The organism is Propioniciclava sp., from assembly GCF_036744435.1.
Lineage (GTDB): Bacteria > Actinomycetota > Actinomycetes > Propionibacteriales > Propionibacteriaceae > Propioniciclava.
In genome coordinates, this window is sequence record NZ_DAIOIA010000078.1 from 1 (window position 1) to 14419 (window position 14419).

A 14419-nucleotide genomic window follows, 5' to 3' on the forward strand; every position below is an offset into this window, starting at 1 on the left:
CCCGCCGTTCCCGCCCCCTGGCCCCTTCCCGCCCCCACCCCACGGCGAGCCGGGCGAACCCCTGCACTACCCGCGCCCCGACCCACGCGCCGCCCACCTGCTGGTGACCAACGCGGTGGTCGAGGCGCTGACCCCCCACGCCGCCGATCTCGCCGTGCCCCCCAGCACGGCCGCCACCGCGATCATCGGGCTGACCTTCGGCGCGCTCCACCTCACGGCGGCAGATCCGGCGCTCAGCACGCCCGACGAAATCGTCGACCTCCTCCTCCACGGAATAGCAAAGGACAACGCCTGATGCTCCTGTCCACCCTGAAGACCTACCTCAAGCCGTACTGGGGCAGCGTCGGGCTGATCGTGCTGTTTCAGCTGATCTCCACCGGCGCCTCCCTGTACCTGCCGTCGCTCAACGCGCAGATCATCGACGACGGCGTCGCCAAGGGCGACACCGCCACCATCTGGTCGCTGGGAGCGATCATGCTCGGCGTCTCCGCCGTCCAGATCCTCTGCCAGATCACCGCCATCTACTTCGGCGCCAAGACCGCCATGGGATTCGGCCGCGACATCCGCGCCGCGATCTTCGATCGAGTGCTGAGCTTCAGCTCCCGCGAGGTCAACCAGTTCGGCGCACCCTCGCTCATCACCCGGACCACCAACGACGTCCAGCAGGTCCAGCAGCTCGTCATGATGACGGCCTTCATGATCGTCCAGGCCCCCATCATGATGATCGGCGGCCTGATCATGGCGCTGCGCGAAGACATCGGGCTGTCGTGGCTCATCGCCGTCGCCGTCCTGGTCATGGGCGGCATCATCGGGCTCATCCTGCTGCAAGCGCTGCCCCTGTTCCGCTCGATGCAGACCCGCATCGACACCCTCAACCGGGTGTTACGCGAACAGATCAGCGGCCTGCGCGTCATCCGGGCGTTCGTCCGCGAACCCTACGAATCGGAGCGGTTCGCGGCCGCCAACCGCGACCTGACCGACACCTCACTGCGCGTCGGACGCCGCATGCTCACCCTGTTCCCCGTCGTCCAATTCGTGATGGCGGCCTCCTCGGTCGGCGTGATGTGGTTCGGCGGCCTACGCGTGGACGCGGGGGAGATGCAGATCGGCCAGCTGACCGCCTACCTCACCTACCTCACCATGATCTTGATGAGCGTCATGATGTCGACGATGATGCTGATGATCGCCCCCCGCGCCCAGGTGTGCGCCCAGCGCATCCAGGAGGTGCTCCGCACCCGCTCCAGCGTCGTCCCGCCCAGCGACGGCGTCACCGAGACGCCCGACCCCGGCCGGGTCGTCCTCGACCGGGTGACGTTCAGCTATCCCGGCGCCGAAGCCCCCGTGCTCCACGACATCAGCTTCGCCGTGGAACCCGGACAGACCACCGCCATCATCGGCTCGACCGGCGCAGGCAAGACCACCCTGGTGAGTCTCATCCCGCGCCTGTTCGACGCCACCGAGGGGGCGGTCAGCGTCGACGGCGTCGACGTGACCCGGCTCGATCCCCAGATCCTGTGGGGCTCCATCGGCCTCGTGCCACAGAAGCCCTACCTGTTCACCGGCACGGTCGCCTCCAACCTGCGCTACGGCAAACCCGACGCCACCGATGAGGAACTGTGGCACGCCCTCGAGGTGGCCCAGGCCCGCGACTTCGTCGAAGCCATGCCGGGGCAGCTCGACGCCCCCATCGCCCAGGGCGGCACCAACGTGTCCGGCGGGCAGCGGCAGCGGCTCTCCATCGCCCGGGCCCTGGTCCGCCGCCCCCACGTCTACATCTTCGACGACAGCTTCTCCGCGCTCGACGTGACCACGGACGCCCGCCTGCGGGCAGCCCTGGCCGGCGAGACCCGGGACGCCGCCGTCGTCATCGTCGGCCAGCGCGTCGCCACCATCGCGGGCGCCGACCAGATCATCGTCCTCGACGACGGCCGCATCGAGGGGATCGGGACGCACGAGCAACTGCTCGCGACCTGCCCCACCTACGTCGAGATCGTCGAATCCCAGTTCACCTCGCAGGAGGCAGCATGACCGACACCGCCCAGGAGACGTCACACCGCGTCGTCGACGCGCCCGAACGTCCCAAGAACGGCCCGCAACAGCGCGGCCACGGCCCGATGGGCCAGCAAGGCCCCTCCGAGAAGGCCATCAACTTCGGTCCGTCGCTGCGGCGGCTGCTCGGCAACCTCCGTCCCGAGATGCCCCGCATCGTCGTCGTGACCGTCCTGACCGCCGCCGCCGTCGTCGCCAACGTCCTCAACCCGAAGATCCTCGGCGAGATGACGAACCTGCTGTTCGCTGGCCTGCTGGGCAAGGACCTGCCCGCCGGCGTCCCGCTGGCGACCATCATCGAACAGTTGCGCGCCAACGGTCAGGGGACCTTCGCCGACCTGCTGTCCGGCATGAACGTCACCCCGGGCGCCGGCGTGGACTGGACGGCCGTGGCCGAGATCGGTCTGCTCGCCCTCGTCCTGGCCCTCGTCGGCGGCCTGCTGTCCTGGGGTGCCGGCTGGATGCTGAACACCGCCGTGCAGAACTCGGTCTACCGGCTGCGCCAGCAGGTCGAGGCCAAGCTCGGACGCCTTCCGTTGTCGTTCTTCGACCGGCAGCCCCGCGGGGAGCTCCTCAGCCGGGTCACCAACGACATCGACAACATCGCCCAGTCGCTGCAGCAGACCCTCAGCCAGCTCCTGTCGAACCTGCTCACCCTCGTCGGCGTCCTGTTCATGATGTTCTGGGTGTCGCCCGTGCTGGCGATCATCGCCCTCATCGCCGTGCCCGTCTCGCTGGCCGCCGCTGTGCTCATCGGGCGCCGATCCCAGGGTCGGTTCGCGGACATGTGGAAGTCGACCGGCGACGTGAACGCCCAAGTGGAGGAGGCCTACACCGGCCACACGCTGGTGAAGGTGTTCGGGCGTACCAAGGAGGTCGAGGCCGCCTTCGCCCGGGACAACGACTCGATGTACACGTCCTCCTTCGGCGCCCAGTTCCTGTCCGGCCTGATGATGCCGGTGATGATGTTCATCGGGAACCTCAGCTATGTGGCCGTGGCGGTCGTCGGCGGGCTGCGGGTGGCCTCGGGCCAGATGACGCTGGGCGACGTGCAGGCGTTCATCCAGTACAGCCGGATGTTCACCCAGCCGATCACACAGGTGGCGTCCATGTCGAACCTGCTCCAGTCGGGCGTCGCGTCCGCCGAGCGGGTCTTCCAGGTGCTGGATGCCGAGGAACAGATCCCCGAGCAGAACAACCACCTGCCCGTACCGACCCAGGGCCGGGTGGACTTCAACGGCGTCGAGTTCTCCTACACCCCCGACAAGCCGCTCATCGAGAACCTCGATCTGACGGTCGAACCGGGATCCACCGTCGCCATCGTCGGCCCCACCGGGGCGGGCAAGACGACGCTGGTCAACCTGCTGATGCGGTTCTACGAGCTCAACGGCGGCACGATCGACCTCGACGGCGTCGACATCGCGACCGTGCCGCGCGCGGAGCTCCGCTCCAAGATCGGCATGGTGCTGCAGGACACGTGGCTGTTCCAGGGCACGATCCGCGACAACATCGCCTACGGCCGCCCCGACGCGACCGACGAGGAGATCCGGGCAGCCGCCACCGCCACCTACGTGGACCGGTTCGTGCACTCCCTGCCGGAGGGCTATGACACGCTCATCGACGATGAGGGATCCAACATCTCGGTCGGCGAACGCCAGCTCGTCACGATCGCCCGCGCCTTCTTGGCCGACCCGGCAATCCTGATCCTCGACGAGGCGACCTCCTCGGTCGACACCCGCACCGAGTTGCTACTGCAACGGGCCATGAACGCCTTGCGGCAAGGGCGGACGTCGTTCGTGATCGCGCACCGGCTCTCCACGATCCGCGACGCCGACACCATCTTGGTGATGCGCGAGGGCAGCATCGTCGAACAGGGCAACCACGACGCCTTGATGGCCGCCCAGGGCGCCTACTACGACCTGTATCAGTCGCAGTTCAGCGGGCCCGAACTCACCGACGACGCGGCCTGATCGGGCCGGCGACGGCCGGGCCGCGCTGCCGCGATCCATTGTCGTAGGCCTCCCACCGCCCGAGCTGAGTGAGCATCCGACCGCGCTGCACCACCACTTCCAGGCCCAGCTCCCGTGCCGCCTGATTGAGCAGCTGGGTCTGCCGCTTGGACAGGCTGATGACGCTGGCCAAGGTGCCCGGTTTGACCACGCAGCGGCGACCGTTGTCCCACGCATGGTGGCGGGTCAGGACGTCGCGATGCATGGCGATCGCCACCGGCACCGTGAACGCGAGCCAGTGCTCACGGCTGCCTCACACCGGGATACGGGAATGCGCGCCGGCGGGGGCGTCGGCGCGGACGCCGACGTGCTGGTCGGCCCGCCCGCGTCCCTCGGGCAGATGCCGGGGGAGAAGGTCGGGCCGCTCAAGGGCTTGCTCCAGCACGTAGCCGGCCGTCTCTGGGGTCGCCGCCCGATGCCGGTTCAGGGGGTGACGCAGCGCGCCCCGCTCACGGCCTGGCCGTGCCAGGGCGAGCGGGTAGGAGATCCGGTCCCGGACGTCGTCGCCCACCAGGTTTCCCACCAGGTCACTCGTCACACGGATGGTGGTGAGCTGCTCGGTCATGCGCGGGCTCGCAGCCGGTTCGCCAGGGCGGGCTGAACAGCACGGTAGAGGGCGCGCTCCAGCCCCGGGGTGCTGGTGACGCGGACGGCTCGCACGACCTCGGCGGAGGTGTAGCCGACGTCGAGCAGCCAGGCGACCTCAGCAACCAGCTCGTCACCGCTCAGCGGACGCCTGCGTTAAGCGGCGCCGGCGACGCGTTCTTGGCGGCGCTGCAGGATCTCCGTGCACGCGCCGCACGCATGCGCGGCCGCGAGGTACTGCGCCTGGGAGCGCCACTGCGAGCAGCGCGGGCACTGCCGCAACAGGGTGCGGCATCCGCGACGCGCGGATGAGCGTTTCTTGCCCCCTGGTGAGGACATGGTTTGTATAGGCAGCAGGAAGCCACTTCCTCTGGTAACGAGGGTTCGCAATCAGTCGGTCCCCAGGCAGGGACCCACAACTCGGAAAACCTCCCGTTGGCGCGGGGTCGTTGTCAGGGCATTGCCCTGATCGCGGTCATCGGCAGGCTCTCCTGGGAGTCACTGCTGGCCGCACCGCGGCTCGCTTTGAACCTTGCGTCGGGGTTAGGAGCGCCGAACAGCTGCGTCTCGATGTAGGCCTGACGAGTCATCCCCGCCTCGGCGGCACGACGGTTCAACTACTCGACGTGCTCATCAGTCGCCTCAAATGGCAGATGTCGCTTGCGCCGCCCCGCCGCGCTCGGCGGCCGCAGACTGCGCGGCAAGGGCGACGACCCCTGGCTGTGCGTCTGCGTAATACCCTCATGCAGCCCATCCAACCGAGCACGCGTCCTCGGCTCGCCGCCGGGACTCCTCGGGACTGATGCTCATGATGACGACTCCTTGAACAGTGGTCGGGCTCTGGGTGGGCGTCTCGCGAAAGCGACCCAGGGAAGCGATCTCGCCACGCAGCACTCGACCCGCCACCGCCTTAGAGATTCCCGTCAACGCCGCGATCACCGCCTGTGTGGCCCCCGCACTCGCCATCTGGTGAATCAGGTGTTCGTTCACCGTTGCTGGGCCGGCCAACCTGTCGGCCTTTCGCCTTCGCGGCCACCAGCGCTGCCCTATGCGCTCCACGACCAACTCGCGCTCGAACTGGGCCGCGGAGGCGATGACATGGAACGACATCCGGCCGCCCCGCGTCGTGGTGTCCAGAGCCTCAGTAGGGCTGCGGAACTCGATGCCCCGCCGGCCAAGTTCGTCCACCACGGAGACCAGATGAGAGACCGACCGGCCCAGACCGTCGAGCGTCCAGACTGTCAGGACGTCGCCGGCCTCCAAGCCGGCGAGCAGCTGCGCAAGACCAGGGCGATCCTCGCGGGTGTCGGATGCGTGGTCCGTCACGATCCTGTCGGGCGCGATGCAGGCACGACGTAACGCGTTCAACTACAACCCCGCATCCTGATCGGTCGTCGATCTCGCGCGCAGCCCCATACTCTCGTCATCCCTGCCTCCGTTCGAAATACACATCCTGAGATGAGTTTCGAGTCAGGAGCATTTCGAGTCAAGGATTCGAGTCGAGCGGGCACGCTGCGAGGAAGTGTCAAAAGGATGGTCGGGAGGAAGATCCAAGATCGATCATCATCGAGCCAGGGCATGCTGTGTCGCCCAGAGCAGCGCCCCCACGCACGCTCCATGACTGCTGCCCCGCACTGCCGGCGGACGCCAACGACCCGCAGCCCACGCGGGGGGAAACCCCTTGCATAGGTTGTTTCCGCTCGGAAGAAGCGGATCTGGCACCCCTAGCGCCAGCTACGAGAAAACCGTGGCCACCGACCCCCGCTTCAGATACAAATGTTGACGAGTCGTACCCGATGGCAGCACACGCACCTGCGGCACGATTCTTTCAAGATTGCAGATATTCACGAGAGGATTGAACTATGGCTTGGAGCTGGAGTGACATTTACCCGCGCAAGACTTATCCCTACGCTGGCGGAACCCAGTGCGGCGAGGATACGCTGCCCTCATGGGGAAAGACCGCAAAGGTGGATAACGCCACCGTGAACGGCGCCTGCGGGCCGCAGCAGTGGTATTCGGATGGCAATCTGCATGGTCGCGGAAGCGCCGTTAGTCGCATTCAGCGGACGCTCAACGCCAGGCGAAACGCAATTCAGCTGCCCACGGGAGTGAGCTTCCCGGGATTGCTGAACGTCGACGGGCAATACGGCACCAAGACGGTAGAGATGGCCAAGTTTGTGCAGACTTTCAGCAACCTCAGTGTTGATGGCTACGTTGGCCAGAACACGTGGAACCTTCTCAAGAACTACGAGTGACCCTCTAGGTTCTCGTAACATATCAGTTGAGGGTGGCGCGGCCCGGTGGGCTGGCCACCCTCAACTGCTCTTCGCATGCACAGACGACCGGTAGACCGCGAGCCGCGTCTTATCTAGGTGTAACTCAAACGCCGTTACTGTCCGGCGAGGCAGTCCAAGGCGGCGCGGTGTGCGGCCGGGCCGTCTGCGAGGGCCACACCGGCGTGAGTGTGGCTCCCCGGCCACCCGCCTCCGATCGTCGTGAAACGCTCACCGTCGGTCACCATCGCTTCAGGATCGCCGTACTCATTGCAGTAAGCCACGACCGACAATCCCTCGGGCAGATCAACCGCGACCACGGACCCGTCGGCATCGCCGAGGTATGCCACCTGGTGACGCTCGGATACATGGGGAGCCCGGCACGCGAAGGTCAGGGACGGGTCCGAGGGTACGAATCTCAGCACAGTTCCCAGGGGGCCCAGAACTGCACCCGGCGTGGGGCCAACGGGCAGCTGCGTGCCCGGCATGTAGGTGACTGAGGGTGTCGGCACCGGGGTCGTGGTTGCGCTCGTCGTCGCCATAGGCCCCGGCGTCACAGGCCCCGTGGTTCGTTCGATGATGGTCGGCTCCGGCGCTCCAGTGCAGCCGACCAGGAGGAGTGACGCAGCGATCACGGACAAGGCAGGTGGGCGCATGGTTCCAAGTTTACCGGGACGCCAGGCCGGGCGTTCGGGATCTTGTCGAGGTAGGTCAAACCATCGGTCGTTCCTTGGTCCTGGCGCGCCGTCATTGGAGGGCCGTGGAGGCCGGTCTACGCGGGTTCCAATCTGCCCGAGCCTCTTGTTGGATCTATCCGGAGGTAACGATTCGTGCTCATTGTCACTTGGTGAAGACACCACAGGGCCCAGCATCTGCGTCTTGGACTGCTGAGCTGATCGGCACCCCAATGGTGCGCTGCTGGGTATGACGTCTAGGAACGTTGGTCGAGTCAGTGTTCCTCAGGCCACTCAGCCAGGTGCGCCCCCGCACGAGCGGGTACTCGGGCCCACTATCCGCTGAAGACGTTCGTTGAGTTAAAGCCTATCCCTCAGCTGCTCTGCTTGCCCAATGAAGACCACCAGGGGAATGCCCAAGGCCTTGGTCAACGCCACGAGGGTATCGATCTTTATGTCCCTCTCGGGCTTCAGCACACGCGCCAAAGTTCGTTCCGGAACGCCCGCCCTCTCGGCGAGTTGACGGTAGGTGATGCGACGTGCGGCCATTTCTGCGCGCAGGGCTGCCGCAACCGCCTCGGTCATGTCCATACGGGCAGCATACAACTTGCATTCGGCATTATCCATGCCTAGCGCGATCAGAGCTCCCGCTTGCCGCAGGCCGTACGCCTGCCGCGCCCGACGTTCAGCGCTGTCGTGTCGGCCGTCGAGGCGGCGCATGTGCACGTGCCGCACAGCGCTGTCATGGGCGGGCAGCGGGTCAGACTGAATAGCACGACGTGCTCCAAACCCTCTGTCGGCGGTGACCACGCCCGCCCAGTCCTCACTCCACGGTCAAGGTTGGGCATCCACCCGACCCTCGGCAGGGGGCGACGCGAGACAATACGGCCAGGGCGAAATTCCATTGGATGACGGCCCAGCCGGCGCGACGTCCGCGCCCGCCACCACTCGCATGACGCAGCTCAAAAAGGGAACCAGCGCGTGTGTCGTGGCCGTGATACGTCTTGCGCCAGTGCCCGCGGTATGGCCCGTGGCGGTCCCGCGCAGTACCCGGACGGGTCAGGCCACCGTCGATTTGGGAGTGCGCAGCACCTCGGCAGCCTCACGGACTGACAGATCCGCATCCTGGGGCTCTGTGGTAGCACTATGGAGGATCGCGTCCTCCAGACAAGGTCACGATGACGCAAGGGGATCGTTCGGTTCAGCGCGTTGCACTGAAAGTCTGGACTAATCCCTTGTAGCGCGCAGCCCCCCATCGCCGCTGCGCTTCCGCAAGACAAAACCGAGCAGCGACGCAAGTGTGCAGGCAATGAAAAGGCTCAAATAAACTGCCCAATCGCTCTGCCTCAAGACCCGAGGCTCAATCTCATCAGCGAGGACCCTCAATGCTAGCCACAGGCGGAGCGTTCCATATACGTAGGCCGCCATCAGCAATGCGAAGCGCACGATTAGAAATCGTTGGCCCTCCACCAGCCATGACAAGTAAATCCACAGAATCAGGCCCGATACCAACTCCGCAGTGGCGCCACCGAAGAAACCGTGCAGGCCACCAATCACTCCGGCTAGTATACCCCATAGAAAAGCAATACAACAGGCGAAAATCGCGATGACTGGGCTGGGGTGCGGATGGACTCTAGGTCGCCGCCAACCAAAAGGGCCGCTCGGAAGGAGCGTGGCAAAGACTAGATGTCCGACCACCAAGAGTGCAGCGCCACGCCACCAAAGATGCCATGCTGCAATTAGGGCTGAATGGTCTTCTAAGGTGCCGCAGGGAGCATACTGACATGCTCCCCCTGATGGCCGATACTCTGGCTGAAGAGGGCCAAGAGATGCAGCTTGCAGGCACATCCAAAATCCATAGCTGAAGGCCGCTGCCGCGACACCGATAGGCGCCATGCGAACAAGGCGCCCACGCTCCACTCGGAGACTATCTGACACCGCGCCCGGCCGTCCCTGCTAGGGATTCTGCGATCCTTCCCAGCCTGGGGTTACTTGGCAACATGGATATCTCGAAATGGGTCTCGTTCACGTTGCCCGCCGCGCTGCCGCTCCACCGCACTGCACCCTGGGTGCTGCTCACAATAGACTGCACCACCTCACGCTCGAACAAGTAAAATGCTCCGCGGCCTCGACTGTCACCCCAGCTCGAGCCGATGTCTATTGCAGTCCCAGACCGGTGATTGTCTCCGTGACCTGTCGTCCCTGAAGTGAAGTGCCCGACCACATCCCCAGGAGTCAGAGGTCTGACCTCGTAGTGTATGCGCTGAGCCACGTACAGCAGTATCGTTGCTGCCGCACCACTGGCCGACGTGAAGGCCGCTTCTGAGCCAGGTATGCGCCGGGTGGCAACGTCCCCCCCTGCATCAGCCTCAAGCTCAATGGGCCATCCGTTAGCGCTCCGGCTACCTGGCCTGACCCGCTTTTCCCATTGCAGGCCTTGTCGAGCTTGCCGTTCCAAATCTCTTTGCCTTCGCACCTCGTCTGAAGTCGGTGCTGCGAAAGAGATCGCCGGGACAGCGAGCGTCAGTGCTGCGCCAGCTGCAATGATTGCGACGCCTCGTCGGCTATACAGAGCATTCGGGGAAGTCTCGGGAGGCGTGTCGTTTGTCTTGTGGTTCATGGGATGCATCCTTTCGAGTACCAGTGTTACTGGGGTTCAGGCCCGAGCAGGCATGTTGAACTTCTCATAAGCGTGGTAGAGAGTCATACATTTCCTGCTGTACTCGTAGGCTTGGGGTCCAGTCCCGTTGTATCGAGCGAATAGGCCTTGAGTTGTGGCGTCAGTAATTCTGTAGTTAATCCCATTCGGCAGTCCAGCCAAGATCGCCGACCATAGATGCACGATGGCCACAATGTATGCAGCATACTCGCGATCATTGTTCAGTCTATTCCAAATCTCATATCTCTGCCGTCCGGGAGATGGGTCACGGACCACGTCTTGAATGAGGCCCGCTTCGATGCAAGCATTTAGCGCATTAATGGCGGCCTCCCCGAAACACTGCCCAATCCCAGTTGACGAGTCGCTCGTCGAACCGCGTCCTGTTGTGTAGTACTCCATCACTAAGGCGTCAGCAGCTACATCTATCCAGCTAGTTGTCTTGCTCTCGTATGTGATGGTAGCCTGGAGAATGGACTTCCTAATTTTGAATCCTTGGGAAAGCTGTGTCAGGATTGAATCAAGCGAGTAGATAATGTCGGTGACGACGATCTCTCTGCTGTTGGGGCCGCCCACATCGAGAGCCTCTCCGATCGCCTCGAGTGCTAGGAACACCTCGTCTTTGAGTTGTGGCCACTGGCTGCTCGGCATGAGCACGTCAGGGCGTTCGTCCGCAGGTGGCGGCGCGTCGATTGCGTACTGCCCTTCGTCTCGACCGGAGTAGATGTTGTTATCGATCTCAATGTACCCGGCTCCTGAACCCACTCCTATGGTAGAGATCTGGTCATAGGCCCAGTTCTTGGGGAGGGTGTACCCCATATTCGCTGAGAAACCGTAGGACATTCCGCACACGAAACTCGCCTCGGCCAGGCCAAGATTTGAAAGCGTAATGCAGGCGAGACGTGGAGCATAGACCCCTGCTCGATACCGGCTGCCCGCGGCGGCCAATGAAGATTTGATCCCCTGGAAGTGGGGCACCAGCCGAGAAGTTATTTCACCGCCCAGAATGTCAAAGTCAACCGCGAAGTAGATGATGGTACCGGGCTTGAATCCGTGGTGTCGCGCCCATTGGTCTGCGTAAGCTCCATCGATGTACCCCTTGGCCTCATTGAAGTACGTGGCGTAGTTGCCTGAAGTTTGATAGATGGGAAATATGCGAAGTCCAGCCTCGAGGATGGTCGCAATCTCCCCGGATTTGATAGCCTTATCTAGCGTCCCGACTCCCACCGTATTACAGAGGTATCGCCCCACCACCCTGTAGCCCGCAGAATAGAGAGTCGCAGCCTTTTTCGCGTCAATTTCCGTAATCGAGTCACAGGCTTCACCCTTACGGCTCGTGTCGCCGCAGGAAACCAGTAGCGACGCCCAGGTGGAAAAGTCGACACGGCCGGTGATTGGAAGGCGACAGAACTGTTGAAAATTGCTAATAGTTGAGGCAGTGGACGCGGAGAATGTACCTGAGAAGGTGACTCCATCAAGAGCGTTGAAGATCATAAGGGCATTCGCAAGTTGCGCCCATACCCCTTGAGCACCAAGGGAAACTACCTTTCCCGCAAGTCCGGCCTTGGTGGCGGGGCCAAAGGCCCCGTTCGCCACACTGTCGGACATGCCGAGCTCGTACTGGATGGCATAGAGTATCGCTTTTTGGGCATCTCTTGAATATACGCCGTCGCAGGGGATCACGAAGTAGTTGGCGCGAGGTAAATATCTGCCGTTCATCCATTGCTGCACTTCACGTACCTCGTCGCGACCACTAGTAAGTCGCACGTATGCATCCATGTTGAACATGGCCTGTATGACCTTCGGCGCTGCTCCTAGCATGCCTTGGGTCCCAAGTCCGATGTTTAGCTTCAACTTGGTGAATGCCGCCTCCAGCCCTGGCCCGTATACCCCGTCAATTCCGCCGGCTACGTACCCCTTGCAGTAGAGTGCCGCTTGAATTATTTCGGTAACCTCGGGCCTTGCGGTAGATTGGTCGTAAACTGGGTGTTGTTGCTGTAGCCGAGTTAGGGTTAGTGGAGTGAATGAGTTGGACCGTTCCGCCTCTCCCATGCCGAGTTGGAACTGTAGACATCGTCTCAGCCCGTACATGACTGTCCAAGAAGTCGATCCATCAACGATTAGCGTGGGGATTCCAGCGACCGTCTCCGCGTATCGGTGGACGAGCCTCTGAGCGTCCTCGACTCGGGGATCTGCCATGCTACTCCTTGGATGCTTCTGTGTCCGACTGCAAGAGGCAACGACATGTCATTGGCGTTGGTTCTCCGTCCCTTGGATGCTAGCGGTAAGGGGACGCCACCGCCGCTCACAGAGACAAACGGGTCAAGATCGGCTACGCATACGTGCGCTCGATGGTCGATGATGACGGTCGGCGAATTGGCCGAGCGAGTGGGTGACTTGGGTGGAGATCTGGCTCGACCATGTCGAGAGGTCCCCGCCACTCACCTGGTCGGCTCGGCGACCGGCGGCTCATTTCGGGCGGTTCGGGAGATCGATGTCGAGATGTGTGGGCGGTCTCGCGACTCGGCTGAGCGACTGCTGCGGGCGCTCAAGCGGCAGGATCGGCGCTCCGCGCCCCCGACCTTGCACATCACACTTGCTCGCCTAGACGAGGCAGCACGCGGCGAAGCCGCTCGAACCGGTCCGGCCAGCCTCGCTTGAGCCATGCGGCACGACCTTGTCGGGTCCGCACACAGTGCCTGCAGCCTGGCTTGGGCGGGGTCGCTGGGGATCTGTTGGCGAGCCAGGTAGGACCATTGCGGCAGGGGGCTGACGCCCGAGCGTCTGATCACGTCGGCTTGGGCGTAGGCGTTTCACGCGGTCGCGAGCCTCCTCGAATCGGACGACCCACAGTTCCGTCGACGTGGCCTTGGTGTGGCAATCGTGCAGGCCCGGTGATGTGCACCGTGCCGATGCTCGGGCCGCCTGGTTGGTCGAGCCCGGTGGTCCCAGGAGCCGTCGTCGACGAGCAACTGCGGGGCGATGAATGCGGGCAGGGATTAGTTGCAGTGGGATTTGCAGCTACCACGCGCCAGCAAGGCCGGCCAGGAACCTGTAACCACCGCCACCGGGCCCTCACCGACACACATCATCGCGTGAGGGAGTCAGCTCGCTTCGAACATCTCGCCAGTCGCGCCATCAATCGATACCGCAGCGACCGATCAGGCGCGCACGTCCAGATCAACACTCGTGCGCTCAGTGAAACACTGGGGCCTCCCACAACTGTCGGATAGGCCGAGCAGGCGCCTCCTACTCGGTAACCCACGGATCTCTGTGAGCGAGGCCCGGCCCGCACCCCCTCATCCGGAGAGGTCACGCATACTGTCTAGCCCACTGATCTCGGTGATCGCGGTATCGCTTCGAGCGGATGGGTCCCGCGGGGGGGGCGTCGTTAGTTGGTTGCGGCTCGGCAGCCTCGCGGTCCTTGGCAAGGTCACGGCGCATACCCTCGACCTCCACCCGCACCCTCGCCGCCTCGGCGGCAGCTTTCGTCACGCTAACGATCGCTGTGGTGATGGCGCCTATGAGCGCCGAAAAGGCGCCGACAAGAAGCACGAGCTGTTCAACTGTGAGACTAGGCAAGAGAGGAACCTTTCGAAGAGTTGAGGCGGAGTTTCCGATAGAACATGGCTGCCCAATACGGCAACTATGAGCCAGAGTTTGGGCCATGCAGGGCTCCACGGGTGCTCAAGTCTCATAGCTGGCACCGCCATCGCGCTCACGCGACCCACATCACAAGGCCTTGACTCCTACGGCCAACGCAGCCCAGGTCACGAGGGGGCCAGCCAACGCTTCTTGTCGTCGTGGGTGGAGCGGCACTTCTCGCAGCACGGCGTGTCGTAATGGGCATTAGGCATGCCACCTGAGCTACTCTTCTGCCACTTTGCGGGGTTCGTGCGTGTTATGGTCATTACCGTAGCCCGTATGGTCATTGTGGTTCTGGCTCGGCGCGTAGCCGAGAATGTGGCGCAGGTAATTGGAGACGCCAGCCTTCCTGCCCAACAGGTTGCACTAAAGGCCCATATTTCAAAGGCGGCACTGAGGCGGCGTCTTCGCGGCGAAGTGGCCTTTAGTGTTCGCGAACTCGAAGCAATTTCCGAAATCCTTGATATCTCGATCCGTGACCTCATGCGCGGTAGACAAGCGCGCGCTAAGGGTGCAGCCCCACCTAGC

Annotated in this window: 10 protein-coding genes; 5 read left to right on the forward strand and 5 right to left on the reverse strand. The window is 63.5% G+C overall.

The features are described 5' to 3' along the window. The 3 genes from V7E09_RS10485 to V7E09_RS10495 form a co-directional block, all read left to right on the forward strand. The coding region (locus V7E09_RS10485; RefSeq protein ID WP_324523352.1) for a hypothetical protein at positions 1 to 295 on the forward strand (295 nt) is incomplete at its 5' end. Beyond that, a complete protein-coding gene (locus V7E09_RS10490) occupies positions 295 to 2028 on the forward strand; it encodes an ABC transporter ATP-binding protein (RefSeq protein WP_324510754.1) in 1734 nt (577 codons plus the stop codon). The genes V7E09_RS10485 and V7E09_RS10490, both read left to right, overlap by 1 nt. Beyond that, positions 2025 to 4019, forward strand: coding sequence for an ABC transporter ATP-binding protein (locus V7E09_RS10495; protein WP_324510755.1), 1995 nt, complete (start codon positions 2025 to 2027; stop codon positions 4017 to 4019). The genes V7E09_RS10490 and V7E09_RS10495 overlap by 4 nt, the downstream gene beginning before the upstream one ends. Here V7E09_RS10495 and V7E09_RS10500 read toward each other — a convergent pair. From V7E09_RS10500 to V7E09_RS10510, 3 genes are all read right to left on the reverse strand, one after another. Beyond that, positions 4000 to 4263, reverse strand: a complete 264-nt coding sequence (locus V7E09_RS10500; RefSeq protein WP_324510756.1) for a hypothetical protein — start codon at positions 4261 to 4263, stop codon at positions 4000 to 4002. The genes V7E09_RS10495 and V7E09_RS10500 overlap by 20 nt on opposite strands. A gap of 48 nt (positions 4264 to 4311) precedes the next feature. Further along, positions 4312 to 4623, reverse strand: a complete 312-nt coding sequence (locus V7E09_RS10505; protein WP_324510757.1) for a hypothetical protein — start codon at positions 4621 to 4623, stop codon at positions 4312 to 4314. A gap of 761 nt (positions 4624 to 5384) precedes the next feature. Beyond that, positions 5385 to 6011: a recombinase family protein gene (locus tag V7E09_RS10510; protein ID WP_324510758.1), complete on the reverse strand. Its 627-nt coding sequence runs from the start codon at positions 6009 to 6011 to the stop codon at positions 5385 to 5387. Positions 6012 to 6505: 494 nt separating this feature from the next. Here V7E09_RS10510 and V7E09_RS10515 point away from each other — a divergent pair, with 494 nt between their 5' ends. Then, the gene (locus tag V7E09_RS10515) at positions 6506 to 6898 is read left to right on the forward strand and encodes a peptidoglycan-binding domain-containing protein (RefSeq protein WP_324510759.1); all 393 of its coding nucleotides are present in this window, start codon (positions 6506 to 6508) and stop codon (positions 6896 to 6898) included. A 1052-nt stretch (positions 6899 to 7950) separates the two neighbouring features. Here V7E09_RS10515 and V7E09_RS10520 read toward each other — a convergent pair. Continuing rightward, positions 7951 to 8400, reverse strand: coding sequence for a helix-turn-helix domain-containing protein (locus tag V7E09_RS10520; RefSeq protein ID WP_324510760.1), 450 nt, complete (start codon positions 8398 to 8400; stop codon positions 7951 to 7953). 1846 nt (positions 8401 to 10246) lie between these two features. Continuing rightward, positions 10247 to 12445: a glycoside hydrolase domain-containing protein gene (locus V7E09_RS10525; protein ID WP_324510761.1), complete on the reverse strand. Its 2199-nt coding sequence runs from the start codon at positions 12443 to 12445 to the stop codon at positions 10247 to 10249. 1725 nt (positions 12446 to 14170) lie between these two features. On the opposite strand from V7E09_RS10525, the gene V7E09_RS10530 reads away from it, so the two are divergent. After that, positions 14171 to 14419, forward strand: a 249-nt coding sequence (locus V7E09_RS10530) for a helix-turn-helix transcriptional regulator (protein ID WP_324510762.1), incomplete at its 3' end; no start/stop codon positions are given.

Excerpts from the sequence above, each read along its gene's own strand:
- V7E09_RS10500 (WP_324510756.1), bottom strand. The coding sequence starts at position 4,263 with ATGCATCGCGACGTCCTGACCCGCCACCATGCGTGGGACAACGGTCGC.
- V7E09_RS10515 (WP_324510759.1), top strand. The coding sequence starts at position 6,506 with ATGGCTTGGAGCTGGAGTGACATTTACCCGCGCAAGACTTATCCCTAC.
- V7E09_RS10525 (WP_324510761.1), bottom strand. The coding sequence starts at position 12,445 with ATGGCAGATCCCCGAGTCGAGGACGCTCAGAGGCTCGTCCACCGATAC.
- V7E09_RS10505 (WP_324510757.1), bottom strand. The coding sequence starts at position 4,623 with ATGACCGAGCAGCTCACCACCATCCGTGTGACGAGTGACCTGGTGGGA.
- V7E09_RS10495 (WP_324510755.1), top strand. The coding sequence starts at position 2,025 with ATGACCGACACCGCCCAGGAGACGTCACACCGCGTCGTCGACGCGCCC.
- V7E09_RS10490 (WP_324510754.1), top strand. The coding sequence starts at position 295 with ATGCTCCTGTCCACCCTGAAGACCTACCTCAAGCCGTACTGGGGCAGC.